The following is a 22474-nucleotide window of genomic DNA, read 5'->3' on the forward strand; positions in this document are numbered from 1 at the left end:
TGTTGTCATCTCTCTCGTTACGTGGAAAAGAGTTGAAAATCCTAGCGTTCACGCACCTTGGCCACGATCTGCCACATTTCCTCGCCCACATCGATGCCTCTCGGGCATTGGCGGGAGCAGGCGCGTACGGACTGGCATGCCGCGACACCATCGGCGGTATCGATGGCGTCCATACGTTCCATGGCTTTGCCATCGCGTGAATCGTTGATGAAGCGCGATGCCCAAATCAGTGCGGCCGGTCCGATGAATGCGTCGCCGCCGGCGAACACCGGGCAGGAGCCTTCGCATACGCCGCAGGCGATGCAGTTGCTGAGCATCTCATATTTGGCAAGCTGTTCGGGGCGTTGCAGGTATTCGAATACGTCGATATTGCCCTCTTTGGTGGTGGCGAGCACGCCATCCGCCTGCAGATAGGGCTTAAGTTTCTTGATCTGATCGAGCATCGGGTCGATGTCGGCGATAAGGTCGCGCTGCGCCGGGAAACCGGGCAATGGTGCAAGTTCGATAACGCCCAGCGAACGTTCGCCAGTATCGCTGGTATCAGCGGCGTCATTAGCGGATGCTGCCGCTGCTTCAGGTTCGCCTGATTCCGTGGAACGGAATCCATCGTCATCGATATGCGGCATGCTGCCCGGCAATTTGGCCCAATCCGACACCCTTGCCGTGCACAGCAGTGTGGGAGTGCCGTTGACCGACACTGCGTCGGAACCGCACATGCCATGACCGCAAGAATAGCGGAATGCCAACGTCGGATCGATGGTGCGTTTGATGGCGAGCAGGCAGTCCAGCACGCTGTCTTCCGGGCGGGCGCTGACCGTATATTCCTGCACCCACTGCTTGCCGCGCGGGCGACGACGCGCCGATGCGGACGAGCCTGCGCCGCCGAACGGGGAGCTCTTTCTGGCGAAGGGGCTGCCGGCGCGAGCCCGTTCGGTTTTTTCGGCGCGCGGGGTGAAACGATGCACTTTCAAAGTCACCGTTGTCTTGCTCGCCTCAGCCATGCGTGTCCTCCCATTGATGTTTCAAATCAGCCAAACCATTGTGCCACATGCCTTATCCATGGCGCGATTTCTGGCGCGCGCCGACGGATACAACATGTGGCGTGAATTATGCGTCGCACGGGTACACATTGCGTTGGTCTGTTGCCTTGCACTGCCTCGCTCTGTGTACTGATGCAGCCTCTGTACCGTGTGATTCGGGTCAGTATTCGCGCTTCATGGGCGGGTAGTCGATGATCACCACCGGCTGGAAACTGACCGTGCCCTGTGCATCCACCATGGAATGCGCAAGGAAATGCTCGTCATCGCGCTCAGGGAAGTCGAGACGACGTAGTGAACCGCGTGATTCGTGACGGTCATCTGAAGCATGCAGCACTGCTTCAGCCAGTTCCGTCAGATGTTGCACCTCCCAGATGGCAGTGACTTCCTGATTGAACGCCGCATTGCTGTCGTGCGCGCGCAGAGCTTCGGCTGCAGGACGGATCTCATCGCGCAACGCAGCAAGTGCGGTACCGATGGATTCGGCATCGCAGCGCACCGCCAATGCACGCTCCATCACTTCGCCCAGACGAGCCATCAGCTGATAGGGATTGCCTGTGCCGCCGGAGTGTTCAGTGGCGTCAGCATCTTCCGGCTGTGCTGTGTCGCCGGCCAGCAATTCGGCCATTTCGGCCTTGCGATCGGCTGCCGCCTGATCGACGGCTGTGTCGCCTTCATGGTCATCTTCAAGCGCTGCGGCAGGATTCTGCCCGATGCGCAAGGCCATTGCGCGGCCCGCACGAGTGCCGAACAAGCAGGCGTCCAGCAGAGAATTGCCGCCCAAGCGGTTCGCGCCGTGCACGGAAACGCAGGAGCACTCGCCGGCAGCAAACAGACCTTCGACAACAGTGCGCGTCTTGCCGTCCCAGCGATACACTTCGCCGTCGGTGGTGACTGGAATGCCGCCCATCGTGTAATGTGCGGTCGGTTTGATGGGCACCAAATCCACTGTGGGATCAAGGTTCGCATACATGCGGATGGTTTCGACCACCTGCGGCAGCACCTGCTCCATACGCTGCGGATCAATGCCACGCATATCCAGCCAGACGCAATCCTTCGGCCCCTGCGGATCCTTGGGGTCGGCGACGCCACGGCCTGCATCGACCTCCGCCATAATCGAACGGCTGACTACATCGCGTGCTGCCAAATCGGCGTGGCCCGGCGCGTAGCGTTCCATGAAGGCCTCGCCATTGGCATTGCGCAGCACACCGCCCTCGGCACGGGCGGCTTCAGACAACAGGATGCCGGTATGGGCAAGGCCTGTGGGATGGAATTGCACGAATTCGCCATCCTCCAATTGCAGACCCGCAGCCAGGGTGAGTGCCATGCCATCGCCGGTCAGATCCCACGAATTGGAGGTGGTGTGGAACAGGCGGCCTGCGCCACCAGTGGCCAGCAGCACGTTGCGCGCATGAATCGCCTTGACTTCGCCGCTGTGCGTGTCCAAAGCAACGATGCCGCACACTCGGCGGTTGGTATCATCACCATCGAGCACCAGATCGGTGACATACCATTCCTCGGCGAACTGAACACCTTCGGCCACGCACTGCTGCCACAGGGCATGCAGAATCTGATGGCCCACGCGATCGGCAGCATAGGCCGCACGCTTCACCGGTTCGCCGCCGAATTCGCGCGTATGCCCACCGAAGCGACGCTGCGCAACATGACCATCCTCGGTACGTGAGAATGCCACACCGGAGCGTTCCAGATTCACCACGGTTTCAGGCGCGTACTCGGCGAGCAGCTTGGCTGCATCCTGATCGGACAGCCAGTCGCCGCCTTTGACGGTGTCGTAATAATGCCAATGCCAGTCGTCCGGTTCCATATTGCCCAAGCTTGCGGCGATGCCGCCCTCGGCTGAACCGGTGTGCGAGCGCAACGGCTGCAGCTTGGACACCACGAGAATCCTCGGCTCGTCGCCCTGCGCTTTCAGCTGCCCGATATCAGGGGAACGTAACAATCCCAACGCCGCTGATAATCCGGCTGCACCGGCACCGACGATCACCGCATCATACATATCTTCCAAACGTTTCGGACTCATGCGTTCGATTCTCGCACACCCGCCGAACACTCATTTACGTCAGCCGGTCACTAAGCGCCAATGCATCGGCATGACGCTCGACGACTCCCAGTAATTCAAGCGCGCCAAGGAGTTCCAGTACGCATCCGATATTCGGCACTTCGGCCGGTGCCAGTGTGCGCGCCACATGCAGCAGCGTGTCGGGAGTGGCAATGAGATGTCGTTTGTTGCATTCGCGGATCAGCTGCACCATGATGCGCTGCGGCTCGCTGAGAGTATTCAATGCGATGGCTTCGCCTGGTGGTGTGCGCTCTCCGCGCAGATCGGGCACGTGACGGGTGGCGGGGAATATGGAAGTATGCGGCGGAGGCGTGGATGCCGGACGCGCCTGAGGTTGCAGTTCGTTATCGTTTATTGGGGGCGGATCGATAGTTTGTGTTGTGTGCAAAGTTGTGGTCGTATGAGGAGCTGCAGCTGCATTGGGGGCCGAAGTCACAACGGTGGCCACAGCCTGGCGGTGCTGATCAGGGGAAGAATGCTTGCCCAATACCGGCCGGTGTCTTTCGTGACAGATGTCGTCGATGGCGTTGGTCGTGCACAGGATCATGGCGCGCTGGTCGGCGATTATCCGGTTGCAACCTGCATTCGACGGCTGGTTGATATCGCCGGGAGCTGCATACACCTCGCGCATCAGCTCGCACGCCCATCCGGCGGTGTTCAATGCGCCGGATCGGGGACGTGCCTGCGCTACCACCAGTGTGGACGATAATGCGGCGATGATGCGGTTACGCAGCAGGAATCGACGCGCCTCGGGAATCGTGCCTGGGCATAGTTCGGATATGGCCGCGCCCGACTGCGCTTCGATACGCTCGAATAATGCGCGGTTGCGCGAGGGGCCCATATGATTCAGTCCTCCTGCGAAGACGGCGACCGTGCGCCCCACATTGTCGTGTTCTCGCCCGTTCATGGCATTGAGCGCACCCCAATGGGCAGCCGCGTCGGTGCCCATCGCGCCGCCGGAAACCACCAGATGACCGGCCACCGCCGCCTGTTCGGCGACGGCATGCGCCACATAACGGCCGTATTCATTCACGTCGCGCGAACCGACGATACCAATCGGCTTGTCACAGCTGACCAGTGCGCGCGGATCACCCTTGACCCACAGACATAACGGTGGCGCCCAATCGGAACGGATCGACAGATCCTCAAGCTGGTGCGGCCAGCAAGGGTGTGCGGGGCCGATGATCTGCATACTGCCATCCACGGTGAACCAGTCGGCCAGTGTCTCGACCTGTGGGCTGGGCAGATCGTCCATACGGCTGTGCCAGCCGGCGAGCGCACGGTGGAACATCGTCATGGCTTTGGGCGAGACGCTTCTGCCCCAGCGGGTGATGCCGTTGGCGAATACGCGGTCGAGTTGCGTCAGTGCCGGCTCTCGCGTGTTAGCGGGCTGATTGGGGTGTGTTTCGGCCAAGAGTTGCCACAGGCCCTGCGCGTCCGGCGCGCCTTTGATTGCGGCGTACATCATTGCGTCCGCGCCATCGAGCAGAAAGGTGAGTGCTGCGCGATACAACGCATCTTTGGAGACATCAGGGGAGACAGTTCGTACGTTTGCGGCATTTGTGACGTGCATAGTATTCGTAGTGTTCATGACATCCTCGTTCTCAGTGCAATACCTTGGTGGACATCTTGTTCGGTGGGGCTGGTGCGTCCGGCCAGGTCGGCGAGTGTCCAGGCCAGTCGCATGGCGCGGTCCGCGCCGCGCAGGGTGAGTTCGTGACGGGAGAGTGCTTGGTTGACCAGTTCCATCGCTTTGAGCGACGTGTGCTTGTGCAGCCAGCTGCCCGAAGCCTGTGCGTTGCATGTCCAACCGAATTCCTGGAATCGTTCGCATGCTGCCTGTTGCGCTGTCGTCACCCGTTCGCGGATGATCGCACTTGATTCGCCGGCTGGTTCCTGTCTGACGGCGATGCGCGAAACCGGCGGCACTTCGATTTGGATGTCGATGCGGTCGAGGATTGGCCCGGAGAGTCGGGAGAAGTATCGTATGCGATCCTTTTCCCGGCATACGCAGCGTTCGGCCGTGCCGAAATGGTAGCCGCACGGGCAGGGGTTACAGGCCATAATCAGTTGGAAGGCCGCCGGGTAGTAGGTGCTGCCTTTGGAACGTGACAGTGCGACGTAGCCTGACTCCAATGGCTCCCTGAGCGTTTGCAGCGCTTTGGCGGAGAATTCCGGTGCCTCATCCAGAAACAGGACGCCTCGGTGCGCGCGTGTTATGGCCCCCGGTGAGGCCACGCCGCTACCGCCACCCACCAATGCTGCCATGGAGGCGGTATGGTGGGGCGCTTCGAACGGTGGAATATCGCTGATGCCGTATTGCGGCAGTGTGCCGCACAGCGAGCGGATCGATGCAACTTCCAGTTGTTCGCCCTCCGTCAATGGGCGCATGATGCTTGGCATGCGTGAGGCCAGCATGGTTTTACCAGTGCCGGGAGGCCCGGTCATGATGAGGTTATGACCGCCGGTGGCGGCGACCTGCAATGCCCATTTGGCTCGCTCCTGGCCCAGCACCTCACTCATGTCGCCACAGTGCGGCGTTGCAGGTGACTGGTCGCCGGTGGCGTCATCGGCCAGGTGCGCCTGCGATATGGTGTATCTGGCGTCGCCTCCCATGAGTTCGATGAGCTCGCCCACATGGCGCACGCCGATTGCATCCATTCCTTCGACCATTGCCGCTTCGTCCATATTGCGGTAGGGCACGATGATCCGGCGCAGTCCGCGATCGGTGGCGTGCAGCATGATTGGCAACAGCCCGTGGATTGGCAATACCGAACCGTCAAGGTTCACTTCGCCCAGCACAATGGTGTTTTCCAGGCAATCGTGTGCGATGGCACCGGACGCGCACAGCACGCTGGCGGCTATCGCCAGATCATGCGATGAGCCTCGTTTGGGTAGGGCTGCCGGGCTCATGTTCACCGTCACCCGTGTCTGTGGCCAGGAAAACCCGCTGGCCTGGCAGGCTGATTTCACGCGTTCGCGGGCTTCGGACAACGATGTGTCGGGCAGTCCGATAATGGAAAAATAGGGCAGTCCGGGGCTGATGAAGGCCTGCACCTGCACCACGAAGGCCTTCAAACCAATCAATCCCACGGATAGGGTGCTTCCGATGGCCATGATGATGGTTTCCTTCCCTAGAGATTCGCCGATAACATGCCTAAGCGTTGTTAGAACGCGCCGGCGATATGCCTGACGTTCGGTTGCGTTTCGCCAAGCGTGATCGACATCACGTCGAACCTGACGCCATGGTGGGGTGCGCGATTCCTGCGGTCAAGCAGCCAACTGCTGGCGGCGAGCCGGAGTTTGCGCTGCTTATCAGCCGTCACGGCCTCCTGTGGCACACCATATTTGGCATAACGGCGAGCTTTTACCTCAACGAACACAATGAGCTGATCAGGTGTCATCATCACGATGTCGAGTTCGCCGAAACGGGTGCGCCAATTGCGAGACAGCGTCTGCCATCCGCGTGCCTCGAGCCATGCGACGGCATATGCTTCGCCCAGCATGCCGAAACGTCGGGCGCTTAAGCCGGGTTCACGCATGTCGGCGGCAATAAGATCCATAAGGCGGATTGCCGACGGTTCACAGTCTTGAGGGCCGGGGAAATGCGTATCGGAATCCGTTTCGCCGAAATACGGCTGGTGGAAGTCTGCGGGCCGCGGGGGAGCGGAGCAGTCGAAAACAGAGGAATCCATGGCATCGTCGTCGATGTCTGATCGGGTGGAAAAATCGGTTGCGGTGTTCATGCTTCCAGCTTGGGTGCTGGGTATGCGAGGGCGCAAGCGCAACCGGCAAATGTGGATACAGTGACGCGGTTTGGCGTGTTGTGGATAACCGGTGGATAGTCGTTGCGACTTATCCACAAGCCATCCACAACACCGATGGGAATGCTGGAAAAGCGGGGAAGGTGTTAGCGCACGAGGGTGGTCAGTTCACCGAGATTGAGCTCGAAGCTGACGCCACGCTCCTCGAAATGCGGCTGGTTGCGGGTGCTTTCCATCGCATGACGCACGAATTCGCCGGCGATGCGAGCCGATTCGGCCAGTGGCTTGCCCGCAAGCACCGCACCGCACAGGGCGGAGGCGAAGGCGTCGCCCGTGCCGTGAATCATATACGGCAGCTTGTTATGGGCGATTTCGATGGCCGCCGACGCACCGGTCTCAGCCGACGCCACATAGTTGCGAATCTTACCGTCGCCGCGGTCGATACCCTTGAGAACCACGTTCTTCGCGCCCAACGCCAGCAGAGCCTCCAACGTTTCCTCCACGGTCTTCTCATCGATGTCCTGGCCCGGATAAGCGCGTTTGGTCAGAATCGAAGCCTCGGTAAGATTCGGCATCAGCACGTCCGCACCGTCGGCCAGGGCACCCATCGCCTCGCACAGTTCATCGGTGTAGGTGGGATACATCTTGCCCGCATCACCCATCACCGGATCCACCAGACGCAGAGCGTTCGGATACTCGCGGTACAGGCGCTGAATCAACGCCACCTGATCCGCCGAACCAAGGAATCCGGAGTAGACGCCATCCAACTCCACGCCCTCCTTGCGCCAGGCATCCAGATACGCCGGCAAAATCTCGGTGGTGTCGTGGAAGGTGTAATCCTTGTACATCGTATGCGCCGAGAACAAGGCGGTCGGCACCGGGCACACGTCGCAGCCGGCTGCCGACAGAATCGGAATGGCGGCGGTCAACGAGCACTTGCCATAGCCGCACATGTCATGCACGGCGGCCACGCGCGGAATATAGTGTGGGTCGCGGTCGAATAGGGTGACATCGGTCATATTTCTCTCCTTGCAATCAATCGCCGGTTCTGCGGCCGGCTGCTGATGCCTGACTTTAGTCGCACCTATGGTGTCGGCGTGTCGCGGGTTTTTACAGTGGTAATTTCTGCTTGTCAAGTGCGTCAAACCCCAATGATTCCAACGGGTTATAAGCCCCTATAGGCAACGGCGATAACGCTGGGCTTGCGCCGGGGGTCTGCGGCGAAGTAGGTTCATAACCATCACCTCGCCAACCGCCCGACCAGCCGGCAGGCAGGGTGGCCAGGAACAAACGCATAGCCCAACCCAAGGAGACAATCCCATGAGCGACCAGAACAAGAACTACCGCTTCGAAACCCTGCAGCTGCACGTCGGCCAAGAGCAGGCCGACCCGGCCACCGATGCGCGCGCCGTGCCGATCTACCAGACCACCAGCTACGTGTTCCACAACTTCGACCACGCCGAGGCCCGCTTCGGACTGGCCGACCCCGGCAACATCTATGGCCGCCTGACCAACTCCACCCAGGGCGTGTTCGAGGATCGCATCGCCGCTCTCGAAGGCGGCACCGCCGGCCTCGCCGTCGCTTCGGGTGCCGCGGCCGTCGAATATGCCGTGCGCAACATCACCCAGTCCGGCGATCACATCGTCGCCGCCAAGAACATCTACGGCGGCACCTTCAACCTGCTGCGCCACACCCTGCCGCGCGACGGCATCACCACCACCTTCGTTTCGGCCGAAAACCCGCAGGAGTTCGAGGACGCCATCCAGGAGAACACCAAGCTCGTTTACTTCGAAACCTTCGGCAACCCGAACGCCGACCTGCCCGACTTCGAAGCCATCTCCGCAATCGCTCACAAGCATCATCTGCCGGTGATCGTCGACAACACCTTCGCCACCCCGTACCTGTTCCGTCCGCTGGAGCACGGCGCTGACGTGGTGGTCGAATCCGCCACCAAGTTCATCGGCGGCCACGGCACCACCCTGGGCGGCGTGATCGTCGAAGGCGGCAACTTCGACTGGGCCGCCGTGCCGGGCAAGTTCCCGACCCTGACCGAGCCGGATCCCTCCTACCACGGCCTCAACTTCTACGAGGCACTCGGCGGCACCGCCTTCGTGACCCGTATCCGCGCCATCCTGCTGCGCGACACTGGTGCCACTCTGTCCCCGTTCGCCGCCTTCCTGCTGCTGCAGGGCACCGAAACCCTGTCCCTGCGCGTCGAACGTCACGTCCAGAATGCGCTGAAGGTCGTCGAATACCTGCAGACCGTGCCGGAAGTCGAATCCGTCTCGCACCCCTCGATCGAAGGTCGTAAGGATCACGAGCTGTACAAGAAGTACTTCCCGAACGGTGCCGGCTCGATCTTCACCTTCGACATCAAGGGCGGCAAGGATGCGGCACGCGTGTTCATCGACAACCTGCACCTGTTCTCCCTGCTGGCCAACGTGGCCGACGCGAAGAGCCTCGTGATTCACCCGGCCTCCACCACCCACTCCCAGGAGACTCTGGAGGAGCTCGAGGATCAGGGCATCCACCAGGGCACCATCCGCCTGTCCATCGGCACCGAGAACATCGAGGACATCCTCGACGACCTCAAGGGCGCATTCGCCGCACTCCGCGAATCTGGCCTGGCCAAGTAACCACACGTTCGTGACGGACGGCATCGGGGGATGGCGACCGACATGAATCCAAAGTGGTGGCGTGCAACGCGAAGGGCGTTGCGCGCCACCGTCCATTATGGGGCTGAGAACGTGAGTTGCATGTTGGGCGTGACTCGTGAACTCGGATAATTACATACTCACTTACCCATAAAGGGCTTCGCGCCAGATAATTCGGCGCGAAGCCCTTTTGTTGTTTTGCTGCCATCTCATTCTTGGGGATGATGAGGCACTGTGAGCATTTCCTCCCGGCGCACGATGGGGCGTGCCGGCGTTGATTCGTACCTTGGAAGTATCACCCGGCTCAAAGTCCGGGGCCGACAGACCAGTGGACGAAACAACGAACAGGGAGCAACCCATGAATGTGGCAACAAATCTGGCTTATCCGACCGCCATCGAAGCGGTCGATCTCATCAAGGATTATGGGCGCGGCGAAAACACCGTGCACGCGCTGCGCGGCGTGAACGTGCGCTTCGAAAGGGGACGGTTCACCGCAATCATGGGTCCCTCCGGCTCAGGCAAATCCACGCTAATGCACACGCTCGCAGGCCTCGACTCGGCCACCGGCGGGCACATCATGTTCAACGGCGGCGACATCACCGCCATGAACGATAACCAGCTGACCCTGCTGCGCCGCAAGAAGATCGGCTTCATCTTCCAAAGCTTCAACCTGCTGCCCATGTTCACCGCCGAACAGAACATTCTCATGCCACTCACGCTCGCCGGTGACAAGCCCGATCGCGCATGGTTCCGCCAGTTGGTGCACACACTTGGTCTCGAACAGCGATTGGGCCACCGGCCGAACGAACTGTCCGGCGGCCAACAGCAGCGCGTCGCCATCGCCCGCGCACTGATCTCCAAGCCCTCGCTCGTATTCGCCGACGAACCGACCGGGAACCTCGACTCCGTCTCCAGCGCCGAAGTGCTGGAATTCCTCAAACGATCCGTCAAAGAGCTGAACCAAACCATCATCATGGTCACGCATGATGCGGTTGCCGCCTCCTACGCGGACCGTGCCATCGTGTTCGCCGACGGGCGCATCGTGGCCGACGAGGCCAATCCGACCGCCGAGGTGATGAACGAACTGCTGATGGCCGAACGCGAACGCGCCGCCCGCGGAGCCCTTCTCGAACCGCCTATTGCCCCCGAACCCGCCGGTGCCCGCCACCGCCGCTAATGCAGGAAGAGCAAACCCATGTTTTCCATCACACTGAAACTTATGAAGAAAAGCGCGAGGATGCTCATCCCCGCCGGCATCGCCATCCTGATCGGCACCGCGTTCATCGCATCGACCTTCCTGTTCGCCAATGCGATGGACTCCTCGCTACGCAGCCAGTTGACCGCTCAACTCGGCGGCGCGAACTATACCGCCACCCCGAAAGACGGCCTGACCGATGAGCAAAACAACACGCTTGCCACCATGACCGTCGGCGACCTAAACGTCGACCGCATCCGCACTATCGACGGCGTGAACGACGTATATGCGGTTACCAGCGACACCATGCAGGTCACGCACAATGCCAAGCCTGCGACCGTGTTCGCCGTCAACACCGCCAAAGAGACCAAGCTCCTGCCGGTGAACATTACGGAAGGCAGCCAGCCCGTCGACAACAACGAGATCGCCCTGCCTGAATCAACGGCGGACAAACTCGGCGTACAGGTGGGCGACACCATAACCGTCGACAACTCCGAACACCAGACCTATCTCGGCGCAGCCGCCACCGAAATCGACGTGCGTGTGGTCGGCCTGACCGACGATCCCAACGGCGCCTACGCCTATTACGGTGGCGCGGCCGTAGCCTCCGGCAATGTAATCGCCGCCATGATCGGCGCGAACAATTTTTCCGAAGTCAACACCACCATGTTGCTGTTCGATCTCGATGAGGCCAAAGCCGAATCCGCACTCGCCGCAATTGCCCCGCTCCTGCCGGACACCATGCACACCGTCTCCCGCCAAGATTACGGCGATCAGGCCATGGAGACATTGAATAACGGCGGAACAAGCGTCATCACCATCTTCCTGCTCGGATTCGGTGCGCTCGCCATGCTCGTGGCCGCGCTGGTCATCGCCAACACCTTCCAAGTGCTGGTCGCCCAACGACGTCGCACGCTCGCCTTGCTGCGCACAATCGGCGCAAAGAAAGGGCAGCTCTATGCATCCGTGCTCTTCGAAGCCGGCGTGCTGGGTGCAATCGCCTCGCTGTTCGGCATCTTGCTTGGCATCGGCCTGATGGCTGTGGTATGCAACTCCAGCCTGCTTGATTCGATGTTCGGCGCGCACGCGTCTCTGGTGATCACCTGGCCAGTGTTCGCGGTGCCGTTGGCATTCGGCGTCATCATGACCATACTTGCCTCGCTCGGTTCCGCCCGCACCGCCACCTCAGTCACTCCTTTGGAGGCGCTGCGTCCGATCGAACTAACCGATACCCGACGTTCGAGCGTCGTGCGTGGTGTATTCGGCACGCTGATGGTGGTGGGCGGCGTTGCGATGACCGCCGTGGCTCTGTGGCAGATGCATGGCATGCTCACTGCCCCCGATGACTCCAGCGATGTGTACACGCCGATTCTGCTGCTTGCCATCTCCGGGTGCGCTCTGGTGTTCATCGGCGTGGTGCTTACCGCCGTGTTCTGGCTGCCATTGCTCATCAAAGCCTTCGGTGCGCTTGTCTCGCTGACCGGCCCCTCGGCCAAGGTCGCGCATGCAAATATTCAGAAGAACGCCCGCCGTGTGGCCGCCACCGGAGCCGCCCTGCTTATTGGTGTCACCTTGGTTTCCACCATCACCACCGGAGCCGCCAGCGGCAAACAGACCATGGACGAATCACTCTCCACCCGTTATGCGGTCGACGTGGTCGCCATGGGGGATATCGGCGACTCCACCCGTGAAGCTCTGTCCGATGTCAAAGGCGTAGATGATTTAGTCTACGCGTCCACGGCCACCGCGTATGTCAAGGACACAGCTGGACATGAGGTTTCCGTACTGCTGGTCGGCGTGAAGGATAAGGCGCAGGTGGCAGACGTGGTGCGCGCGGATCTGGATGATGCCGTAATCGACGAGCATACGGTGCTGATGCCTGAATATTCCGTCAGCGGTGCGCACTTGATCTTCGATGGCATGCAACGATTCAAACTGACAGATGACTACGGCAGCATAGACACCGGCAAAGCGCTGGATCTTGATGTCACGCAAAGCGATTACCGTCGCGTCTCCAATGCATACGGAGCCGTCGCATTCGTCAGCGACGCGCTGTTCACTAGTGGTTCTCTCGAAACGAGCGGACATATCACGCTGATGCGCATCGAAGAGGGTGATCGCTCTCTAAACGATATTTTCGGCGAACTGCAGAATGCGTTGACGGATGAATCCGGTGTGGTTTTGGCTGGCCCTGTCGCGGAACGCGCGCAATGGAGCAGCATCATCGACTCGATGATGGCCATGCTGGTCGGACTGCTCGCAGTAGCCGTGCTCATCGCCCTGATCGGCGTGGCCAACACGCTGAGCCTGTCGGTGATCGAACGCACCCGCGAATCCGCGACCCTGCGCGCCATCGGCATGACGCGCGGCCAATTGCGCCGCTCGCTCGCCGTCGAAGCGCTGCTGATCTCGCTGGTTTCCGGCGTGGCCGGTATCGCGCTCGGCACTCTGTTCGGATGGGCCGGCTCATACATGGTGTTCAGCCTGTACGGTGAAACCGTGTTCCCATTCGACTGGGCCACCAACGGCATCGTCCTGCTGATCGCCGCCATTGCCGCCCTCCTCGCCAGCGTCTTCCCCGCCCGCCGAGCCGTCAAAACGCCGCCGGTCGAAGCCCTGGCTGAAGCCTAAAAGACGTCATCCTGAGCGGAGCGTAGCGGAGTCGAAGGATCTCACATCCTCTGGCTCCGCTACGCTGTATTCACCGTCTCAAAGGAGAGAATCATGTATTACGTATACATATTGGCAAACGCGAGTAATTCGGTGATTTACATTGGGATGACAAGTGACATCCACAGACGAATGTTTGAGCATAAAAATAAGTTGATTGATGGATTCACCAAGCAATACAACGTGCATAAGTTGGTTTATGCAGAAGAATATCCGACGGCTAATGAGGCGATCAGCCGTGAGAAGCAGCTGAAAAAATGGCGGAGAGAAAAGAAGGACGCTTTGATTAATAAGCAGAATCCGTCATGGTCTGACTTGTCTCTTACGATGTGAGATCCCTCGACTCCGCTTCGCTTCGCTCGAGATGACGTTGATAATGGTTGTTCGTCATCCCGAGCGAAGTCGAGGGATCTCACATGACTAAACAAGGTGATTGTCGTAGGCGAAGACGACGGCTTGGACGCGGTCGCGGGCGTTGATTTTGGCGAGGATGTGCGCCACGTGGGTTTTGACGGTGGGCAGGGAAATGAACAGTTTGTCGGCGATCTCCTGATTGCTCAGCCCGTGCGCGATTTCGATAAGCACCTCACGCTCTCGGTCGGTCAGATCGTCGAGTTCAGGATCGGTGTAGTAGCCAGACGGGCCTTCGGCGACGCTTCGATCGCCAGAATCCGCAATACCGGAACCGGCTTTCAATCCCATGCCACGATAATCAGCAGATGTTCCTGCGGCCGTCGCGTCATGGGCGTTGGCGTAACCATCCTGCATCATTTTTTCGATAAGTCGCTTGGTTGCAGATGGGGCGATAATCGCATTACCGTCGAACACCGTGCGAATCGAACTCAACAACGTCTCGGGCTCCGTATCCTTCAGCAGGAATCCGGATGCGCCAGCATTGATGGCGGCCATCACATACTCGTCCAAATCAAAAGTCGTCAGGATGATCACGCGCGTCTGACCTGCGGTGCCGTCTTCGGCAGAACCCAGCGCAGTGATGCGGCGCGTGGCCTCCAAGCCGTCCATGCCGGGCATGCGCACATCCATCAATACCACGTCGGGGCGCAACTGTTCGGCCAATGCCACGGCTTGCATACCATCCTTCGCCTGACCGACCACCACCATATCGTGCTGGGAGCCAATCACCATAGCGAAGCCGGCACGCACCAGCTCCTGATCATCGGCAATCACCACACGAATCCGCTGTTCTTCACTCATACCTGTCACCTTATCGAATCATCGACGAATCAACGCGCGACGCGGCGGATTCATACACCCTGATTTTTCCCTGAAAACATCACCGGGACGAACCGGACGAAGCGTTGGCGAACTGTTCATCCAACGAGGCAGCCGGGGCAAGCTGCAAACCAGGATGCTCCGCATCGGCCAAGTGCGCCTCATCGCTGAAGCCGGTTTCTCGCAGTACCCGAAGCAGCTGGCGCATATGAGCCAACGCCTCACGCCCCTGCCGCCCAATTGCCTCGAACGCTGCAACAATTGCCTCACTGGACGGCTCTTCGCCGCGTTCGGCTGCCTCATCCAACATCATGAGCCCCGCTTCAGCACGTGCATCCACGCTGGTCAGCGTCGCCGTCACCTCAGTTTGAATATTCGCGCTGATACGGTCACGCTCCATATTCGCCGCCAACACACGTTGCTTGGCACGTTCGGCACGCAACGCTTCCTCACGCGCCTGCAACACCAACGCATTCGATCCGCGAGAACGCGACCACAGGGCACCGGCGATCGTGGCTGAACAACACAGCAGAAGCATTACCGTATACAGCACAGGTATCCAATTCTGATAGAGTGTTTCACTGTTGAACAACGCTCTCTGCCCCGTTGCCACCTGATAGATTGCAGAGGCAAGCGAAAAGTCGCTGACCGTGGTTGAACCGTCGAGGATGGGTACCATCGTCGACCAGATTTTTGCGCCGAATAATGCGGAGATAATCAGCGAAATAATCGCATAACGTTTCCATGTATGCCTGCGCTCGTACAGCACTGCGGAATACAACGCGACCAACGCAAACATATTGATGAACAGCACCGACGGCAGAAAAACAAGCTGAAACGCCGACACTCCGGCCACCACCAAAGCCGTGGCATCAGGGAAACGACGTCGGAACATCAAGGGCAGGATTGTTCCAATGCTGACGAACCATTCGGACAGCCAGACGTATGTCATCGAATCATCGATCGCCCCAGATGTGCTCAACAGGGTCGGCGACGTGATATTGAGCGCGAACATGAACGCCAGCGAAACAAGTGTGCCGATGACATCCATGGCCAGATAATGACGTTCCGTCCACTGCGAGAGCCGTTCGATCCAGTTGAGACGTGCGCCATGGATGGTGTCCGGCTGGTCGATGGGTTCGCTGCGTAGCGCGTGGGCCGCTGCAGAGAGAGGCAGGGGGATGGGAATAGGGAAGGACGTGGCCGGTTCAGCAGAACGAGAAGGTGCGGTCGGTTCGGGATAACGGGAGAAGGAGGGAACAGTCTGCTCTGAATAATGGTAGGAGGAGTCCTGTTCGGGGTGACGATAGGAGGCAGTCGGCTCGGACTGATGGGAAGCAGCGACTGGCGTGGACTGATAGGGGAGGAATGCAGCGACCTCGAACCCACGGGCGTCGTGACGCGGGCCGGACGCTACAGATCCGCCGACCGCTTCGATGCGTTCGCGCATGCCAATCAGACCATATCCCGGCTGATGCCCATCCTCATTGGCTTGGGATCCACGGCCATCATCCGAGATCTGAATGGTTACGCCGTGATCCTCCCAGTGTTCGACGATATCCACATGCAATCCGGCAGTCATCCCCGCATGCTTGCGCACGTTAGTCAACGCCTCCTGCACCAGTCGATACGCAGCCATACTGGCCTCATCACTCAACGATTGCGGCATAGGAATACCGACAACACGACGATTCAGCGTCCAAGCATCACCCGCCGCAGCCCGCGACTGCTCCACCAACGAATCGATATCGCCATACCCAGCGCTCGCCGACCATCCAAACACCGTCAGTAAACGATTCATATCACCCAGCGCACGTTGCGATTCGTTGCGAATCGTCTCCATCGTGCTGCGTGCAACCACAGAATCATGTGCACCCGCATATCGGCCGCCATCCGATTGAATGATAATGGTCGACAGCGTGTGCGCCACCACATCATGCATGTCACGGGCGATGCGCGCCCGCTCCGCCAAAGCGGCAATATGTTGCTCCTCGCGCTCGCTGGCCAACAACGCCTGCTCGCGTTCTCGCATCAGCTGCAATGTATAGAGTCGGGCACGCTGCCAAAAGGCGAGCACAATCGCCGAGAGTACGCAGAGCGTAATCGCTACACCAACGCCGATAATTTCGGTGATCACCGTGCGAGCGCAATCGCGGGTCATTGCGAAGGTGCCCGTTGCGGAACGACAGATGTGTTCGGCTGGAGACGGTAGCGATGACAGCAGTGGGCCTGCATCTACTGCGAAGCCGATGGCAACGGAAGCGATTATGGTCATAGCAGCCGTCAGTATGATGAACGCACGTGTATGCCTGGGATTCCCGTACACGATTACCGAATACACCATCACTAGCGCGAAAAAATCGCCCACTATCAGTGCCGGGCCGAATGCCAGCTGTGCCAGCACCAACACGACGAATGCCAGCGCAGCGGCCTGCGGCCAGCGCCGACGAAACACCAACGGGAACATGACGATAAGCGTCCAGATTGCAGCACTCAAAGATGACTGTTCAAATAAGATGCCGGACCATGAAGTCATGGTATCGGCGGACGATATGACAAGCAAAGCCATGAAAAGCATTCCCAACGTATCCACAAACAGTGGGTTATCCACCATCCAACGTCGCAGCTGTCGCAGCCAAGTCACGCCTTTTGTCATACCGTTCAGCCTAACGCGGGTGCCAGCCTCAGCGCTATCCGTCCCGCGGACTATACGCATGCATGCTTGCCACAGTGAACGGCATGTCGAAGGCGGATCATGAATGGGAACGGGCGCGGATTGTCGCGCGGCATGAGTGATATAGAAGCATGACATTGCTTGCGAAATATTATGTGCCAGGCTTGGCCGTCGAAGACCATTCCATCGATGTGCCGCTCGACTGGTCCGGCCACGAACCCGGCAAAGGATTCGCCGGAGAAACCATCAAACTGTTCTACCGCGTGGTCACCGCTCCTGAACACGTGCACGACGACCTGCCGTTGCTTATTTTCCTGCAAGGCGGCCCTGGTGGTGCCGGCCCACGTCTCAACAGCCCAACTTCTGACGGTTGGATTGAGGAGGCCATCAAACATTTCCGCGTGATTCTGCCCGATCAGCGCGGCACCGGCCGATCATCGCGCGTGGACACGCACACCATGGCCGCGATTGCCGCCGCGCATGAGGGGGAGAGCGCGATTGCTCTCGGCGGTGGAGCGTCGGAATCAGGCTCCGCTGCAGGGGCAAGTATTGCCGCGCAAGCGCAGGCTGCGTATCTGAAGAAGTTCTTGGCCGACTCCATCGTGCGCGATTTCGAACACCTAAGGCTCACCGAATTCGCAGGCCGCAACTGGGTTACGCTTGGTCAAAGCTACGGAGGATTCCTTACTTTGACGTATCTGTCGTTGTATCCGCAGGGCGTAACCGCTAGCTTCACCACCGGCGGCATCCCGCATGTGCCCGCCGACGCAACTGAGGTGTACGAACACACTTTCCCGCGTATGATGCGCAAAACCGCACAGTTCTACGAACGCTATCCGCAGGATATCGAACGTGTGGCCGCTGTGGCCGATAAGTTGCCGTCAGCCGGCGAACTGGTACTCGCCGATGGACGTTGGGTCGCGGAAAGCGGACGCGATGTAACGCTGCTGCCGAACGGCGACCCGTTAACCGTCGAGCGACTGCAATGCTTGGGCAGCGACTTCGGTATGAAACCCAGTTTCGAACGCGTGCACTGGATTCTTGACGACGCCTTCCTGGATGGTGACGGTTCGGCCGCTGCCAGCTCGCCGTTAAGCGATGAATTCCTCACCAAGGTGATGAACGCCACATCCTCGCGCCCGTTGTACTGGCCGCTGCAGGAATTCATCTACGCCAACGGTGAGATGAATGAGCCGATTCGCTGGGCGGCACAGCGCGTGCGCGATGCTCGTTCGGAATTTGAGGCTGACAAACGTCCGCTGAACTTCACCGGCGAAGCCATGTTCCCCTGGATGTTCGAACAGGAAAAGGCATTGCGTCCGTTCAAGGCTGCCATGGACGTGCTGATGGACGATACGCATTTTGGACGCCTCTACGATGCCGAACAGCTGGCACGCAACGAAGTGCCGCTGCAGGCGGCCGTGTACTTCGACGACATGTACGTGGATTCCGGTATGCAGCTTGACACGCTGAGCCGCGTCGGCAACGCGCACTACTGGACCACCAACGAATTCGAACACGACGGCCTGCACGGCTCCGAAGTGTTCGCTCACCTATGGCGTGAGTCGCTGAATCGCGGCGACCTGGAAGCACTGTTTTAGAAAGGACTGTTATGAACACTGCCGTTGGATTTATCGGATATGGCAATATGGCCCAGGCCATCGCTCAGGGATGGGTGAATGCCGGTGTGCTTGAAGGTGGGCAAATCGTCGCCTGCGCCGCACATTTCGACAAGCTTGAAGCCAATGCCGCCAAACTCGGCGTGAAGCCGCTGCACACGCCGGCCGAAGTGATCGAGGCCGCTAACGTGATTGTCGTGGCCATCAAGCCCTACCAGATCAAAGCTGTGCTGGGACCGTTGGCTGAGGCATTGGCCAAGCCAGGCAAATTCGTGGTGTCCATCGCCGCCGGCTGGGATCTGGCGAAATATCAGGAATTGCTGGGCGAGGATGTGCACGTGCAGTGCACTATTCCGAACACGCCGATGGCCGTAGGCAAGGGCGTTCTTGTTACGGAGTCCGTCAATACGCTTTCTGATGATGAGACGACGGTTTTCGAAGGTCTGTTCTCTCCGATCAGCCTTATCGAGCGTGTCGATACCGCGCATATGGGCATCGCCATGGTGGTGGCCGGTTGTGCGCCCGCCTTCACCGATATGTATCTTGAAGCCTTGGGCGATGCCGGCGTGAAATACGGATTGCAGCGTGCCACCGCCTATCGTCTCGCTGCGAAGATGATCGAAGGTGTCGGCGCGTTGTATCTCGATACTGAAACTCATCCCGGCGCTATGAAGGACGCGGTCTGCTCGCCCGGCGGCACCACCATCAAGGGTGTCGCCTCGCTGGAGGAGAGCGCGTTCCGAGGTTCCGTCATCAAAGCCGTGGACGCCATCGTCGGCTGACCAGCGGGAAAGCTAAGCTAGGGAACCATGTCTCTTACCATCGGAATCGTGGGACTGCCAAACGTTGGCAAGTCCACCATGTTTAACGCATTGACCCGCAACAACGTGCTCGCGGAGAACTATCCGTTCGCCACCATCGAGCCGAATACCGGCATCGTGCCCCTGCCGGACGATCGCTTGCCAGTGCTCGCCAAGCTCGTGCACACCGAGAAGATCGTGCCCGCCACCGTCACCTTTGTCGACATCGCCGGCATCGTCAAGGGCGCCTCCGAAGGCGAAGGCCTGGGCAACAAGTTCCTCGCCAACATCCGTGAAGCCGACGCGATCTGCGAAGTCGTGCGCGCCTTCGAAGACGATGATATTGTGCATGTCAACGGTCATGTCGACCCGGCCGACGACATTGACACGATTAACACTGAGTTGATTCTTGCTGATCTGCAGACCATCGACAACGCACTGCCCAAGCTGGAGAAGGATCTGCGCGGCAAGAAGATCGAGCCCGCCTACATGGAAGCTGTGAAAGAGGCCAAGGCAATTCTCGAATCCGGCGAAACTCTGGACAAGGCCGCGCGCGAAGGCCGCTTTGACAAGACGGCCGTTTATGACCTGCACTTGATGACGGCCAAGCCGTTCATCTATGTGTTCAATGTGGACGACTCCGAATTGCAGAACAAGGATCTGCAGGCCGAGCTCGCCGCGTCCGTGGCACCGGCACCCGCGATCTTCCTCAACGCCCAGTTCGAAGCCGACCTCACCGAATTGGACGAGGAGGACGCTCGCGAAATGCTGGCCGATGCAGGTCTCGCCGAGTCTGGTCTCGACCAGCTGGCTCGCGTGGGCTATGACACGTTGGGCCTGTCCACCTTCCTGACCGCCGGCGAAAAGGAAGTGCGTGCCTGGCAGATTCACAAGGGCTACACCGCTCCGCAGGCTGCCGGTGTGATTCACACCGACTTCGAAAAGGGCTTCATCAAGGCTGATATCGTCTCCTACGATGATTTCATCGCTGCCCAGGGCTCCATGGCGAAGATCAAGGAGGAGGGCAAGCTGCGCCAGGAAGGCCGCGACTACGTCATGCAGGATGGCGATATCGTCGAATTTAAATTCAACGTCTCCAAGGGCAAGTAGACCGCCCCGCAAAACGGCGTGATTCCAACGATTCCGGTTGCCGGAACGTGCGGAATCACGCCGTTTTTCGCATTCACGGGGAATGGCGGTTTATCGCACGTATCTAGCCGTTTGTCACACTGATAAGGTGCACATAAGGTGCACTTCCGAGGATATTCGGGAGGCATATCATGGCAGATGCGAGACCTGACCTCGTCGGAGGCGTCCGAGGCCGAGGTCATCGAAGAAATTGCTTGACGTTCGGCTGGAAACAGGAGGGCCGAACTGGGGTGATTCCAGTCCGGCCCTCGCATCGTCCGGCTGCTTGCGAATGGAAGCGTAACTGTTCGCGGGCCACGGTGCGCCAACGCCCTTGGGACATTCTCTTTATGCGGGCCTGTGCTTACAGGATCCTGCCGGCGATGAACTGGCCGATGGCACGGATGTCCACGCCGCTGGCGAACTCGAGCTTTACCTTGCCCAGGCCACTGAACCACATCTCCAGTTCGGCGTCCAAGTCGAAACGTCCCGCCGTCTCCACGCTGTACGCCTGGATGTGCGAGTAGGGAAGGGATGTGAAATCACGTTTCTTGCCGGTCATGCCTTGGACGTTGACCGCGATGACCCTCTTGTCGGTGAAGACCACCCAATCGCGGATGCCCTTGAACGCGCTGATGATGGCCTCCATGGATCCCGTTTCGGTGTCATTCCCAGTGCAGCGGATGGGATATTCCATATGAGTAGTCCGTCGTGCTCTCGATGAGTCCGGTGATCTCGCCGGAGTAGCCGTTTCCGTCGATGCGTTCGACCAGGTACATCAGGGCGAGCAGCGAGGATGCGACGGACTTCTCCTCGTGTTCGAACATGGGGAACGCGGTTCTCATGTCGCGTGTCACTGGCGGCGATATCACCATTTCGCGATGCCAGAGGCGGCTGTGATGGGAGCACAGGTTGCGCAGGTACACCATCGCGTGGATGATCTCGGACGCGGTGCGGTGGTTCGTGCGGATCCCGACGGAACGGTACAGCTCCTTCAACGTGTCCGTGTCGGCGTACAGGGAGAGCATGCGCGAGAACGTGTCGAACGGGAACGTCTCGACCGCCGCCCAGATGGGGACGGGGCGTCCCGTGCGCCGGTAGTGGCGGATGCACACCTCGTTGGACATGTTCATCCACTTGCGCATCCTGTCGAGTAGACCGTCGCGCATGACGAGGCCGGAACGGTTGCGTGCGTCCACATACGAGTCGGGATCGAGGTAGTCGTAGGCGTGCCCGGCGTTCGCGGACAGGTAGGCGAAGCGGGAGCGCAGTGTCAGTTCGACGCGGGCGGTTCCTTTGAGGATGACGGAGCGTAGCCGTTCGTCCATCGTGTACGGGGTAAGGAAGTCCGTGTCCTTCACGCCTGGCCGGAAGTCGTTGTCCCCGTGGGCGGGGTCCTTCTGGAACGCGCGGAAGTATCCGGACAGCCGGTAGTAGTTGCAGTCGTAGAGGGTGCGGCGCAATCGTTCCTCGTCGGTGATCGTCAGACCTCGGTCGCACATCAGCATGACCAACTGGTCGATTGTCTTGGAGGGCTTCATTGCGTCGGGTATGGAAGAGCCCCCAGGGTTGAGCACTGTTAGTAGGCTTAGGGGGCTGCTGTTGGTGTTCATTGTCCC

At 59.6% G+C, this 22474-nt stretch carries 16 protein-coding genes and 1 pseudogene; 7 read left to right on the forward strand and 10 right to left on the reverse strand.

Annotated features, from left to right (window positions below; translation table 11 throughout):
- Positions 1–41: 41 nt before the first annotated feature.
- The 6 genes from G1C95_RS01640 to G1C95_RS01665 all read right to left on the reverse strand — a co-directional run bounded on the left by G1C95_RS01640 (position 42) and on the right by G1C95_RS01665 (position 7900).
- A complete protein-coding gene (locus G1C95_RS01640; protein ID WP_169171187.1) occupies positions 42–1001 on the reverse strand; it encodes a succinate dehydrogenase/fumarate reductase iron-sulfur subunit in 960 nt (319 codons plus the stop codon).
- A gap of 199 nt (positions 1002–1200) precedes the next feature.
- Entirely contained in the window at positions 1201–3078 is a 1878-nt protein-coding gene (locus G1C95_RS01645; RefSeq protein ID WP_169171188.1) for an FAD-dependent oxidoreductase, read from the reverse strand.
- A gap of 34 nt (positions 3079–3112) precedes the next feature.
- Positions 3113–4690 carry a DNA-processing protein DprA gene (locus G1C95_RS01650; RefSeq protein ID WP_240947393.1) on the reverse strand — a complete coding sequence of 526 codons (1578 nt, stop codon included), beginning with the start codon at positions 4688–4690 and terminating at the stop codon, positions 3113–3115.
- Positions 4691–4704: 14 nt separating this feature from the next.
- Positions 4705–6234, reverse strand: coding sequence for a YifB family Mg chelatase-like AAA ATPase (locus tag G1C95_RS01655; RefSeq protein ID WP_169171190.1), 1530 nt, complete (start codon positions 6232–6234; stop codon positions 4705–4707).
- 50 nt (positions 6235–6284) lie between these two features.
- A complete protein-coding gene (locus G1C95_RS01660; RefSeq protein ID WP_417852239.1) occupies positions 6285–6863 on the reverse strand; it encodes a YraN family protein in 579 nt (192 codons plus the stop codon).
- Between the two features lie 164 nt (positions 6864–7027).
- A complete protein-coding gene (locus tag G1C95_RS01665) occupies positions 7028–7900 on the reverse strand; it encodes a pyridoxamine kinase (protein WP_169171191.1) in 873 nt (290 codons plus the stop codon).
- Between the two features lie 301 nt (positions 7901–8201).
- On the opposite strand from G1C95_RS01665, the gene G1C95_RS01670 reads away from it, so the two are divergent.
- The 4 genes from G1C95_RS01670 (at position 8202) to G1C95_RS01685 (ending at position 13734) form a co-directional block, all read left to right on the forward strand.
- Entirely contained in the window at positions 8202–9518 is a 1317-nt protein-coding gene (locus G1C95_RS01670; protein WP_169171192.1) for an O-acetylhomoserine aminocarboxypropyltransferase/cysteine synthase family protein, read from the forward strand.
- A gap of 376 nt (positions 9519–9894) precedes the next feature.
- On the forward strand, positions 9895–10713 hold the full coding sequence (locus G1C95_RS01675) for an ABC transporter ATP-binding protein (RefSeq protein ID WP_169171193.1): 819 nt from the start codon (positions 9895–9897) through the stop codon (positions 10711–10713).
- A gap of 18 nt (positions 10714–10731) precedes the next feature.
- Positions 10732–13362 (forward strand): ABC transporter permease, encoded by a 2631-nt coding sequence (locus tag G1C95_RS01680; protein ID WP_169171194.1) that lies wholly within the window; start codon positions 10732–10734, stop codon positions 13360–13362.
- 93 nt (positions 13363–13455) lie between these two features.
- On the forward strand, positions 13456–13734 hold the full coding sequence (locus G1C95_RS01685; protein WP_169171195.1) for a GIY-YIG nuclease family protein: 279 nt from the start codon (positions 13456–13458) through the stop codon (positions 13732–13734).
- An 87-nt stretch (positions 13735–13821) separates the two neighbouring features.
- Here G1C95_RS01685 and G1C95_RS01690 read toward each other — a convergent pair whose 3' ends face one another.
- On the reverse strand, positions 13822–14616 hold the full coding sequence (locus tag G1C95_RS01690) for a response regulator (protein WP_169171196.1): 795 nt from the start codon (positions 14614–14616) through the stop codon (positions 13822–13824).
- A gap of 79 nt (positions 14617–14695) precedes the next feature.
- A complete protein-coding gene (locus G1C95_RS01695) occupies positions 14696–17446 on the reverse strand; it encodes a sensor histidine kinase (RefSeq protein WP_470287739.1) in 2751 nt (916 codons plus the stop codon).
- Between G1C95_RS01695 and G1C95_RS12750 the strand changes: the two are divergent.
- The 3 genes and pseudogenes from G1C95_RS12750 to ychF all read left to right on the forward strand — a co-directional run.
- Positions 17440–18195: pseudogene (locus tag G1C95_RS12750) on the forward strand (alpha/beta fold hydrolase); the annotation flags it as partial. The gene G1C95_RS01695 and the pseudogene G1C95_RS12750 overlap by 7 nt on opposite strands.
- 725 nt (positions 18196–18920) lie before the next feature.
- Complete coding sequence (gene proC / locus G1C95_RS01705; protein WP_169171199.1) at positions 18921–19709, forward strand: pyrroline-5-carboxylate reductase; 789 nt, start codon at positions 18921–18923, stop codon at positions 19707–19709.
- A gap of 27 nt (positions 19710–19736) precedes the next feature.
- On the forward strand, positions 19737–20837 hold the full coding sequence (gene ychF / locus G1C95_RS01710; protein WP_169171200.1) for a redox-regulated ATPase YchF: 1101 nt from the start codon (positions 19737–19739) through the stop codon (positions 20835–20837).
- Positions 20838–21219: 382 nt separating this feature from the next.
- Here the strand turns inward: ychF and G1C95_RS01715 are convergent, their stop codons facing one another.
- Together G1C95_RS01715 and G1C95_RS01720 are read right to left on the reverse strand one after the other, a co-directional pair.
- Positions 21220–21504, reverse strand: coding sequence for a PH domain-containing protein (locus tag G1C95_RS01715; RefSeq protein ID WP_240947368.1), 285 nt, complete (start codon positions 21502–21504; stop codon positions 21220–21222).
- Between the two features lie 16 nt (positions 21505–21520).
- Positions 21521–22432: an Abi family protein gene (locus G1C95_RS01720; RefSeq protein WP_335341387.1), complete on the reverse strand. Its 912-nt coding sequence runs from the start codon at positions 22430–22432 to the stop codon at positions 21521–21523.
- Positions 22433–22474: the final 42 nt, after the last annotated feature.

Origin of the sequence: Bifidobacterium oedipodis (assembly GCF_012932425.1) — a bacterium.
GTDB classification, from domain to species: Bacteria; Actinomycetota; Actinomycetes; order Actinomycetales; family Bifidobacteriaceae; genus Bifidobacterium; species Bifidobacterium oedipodis.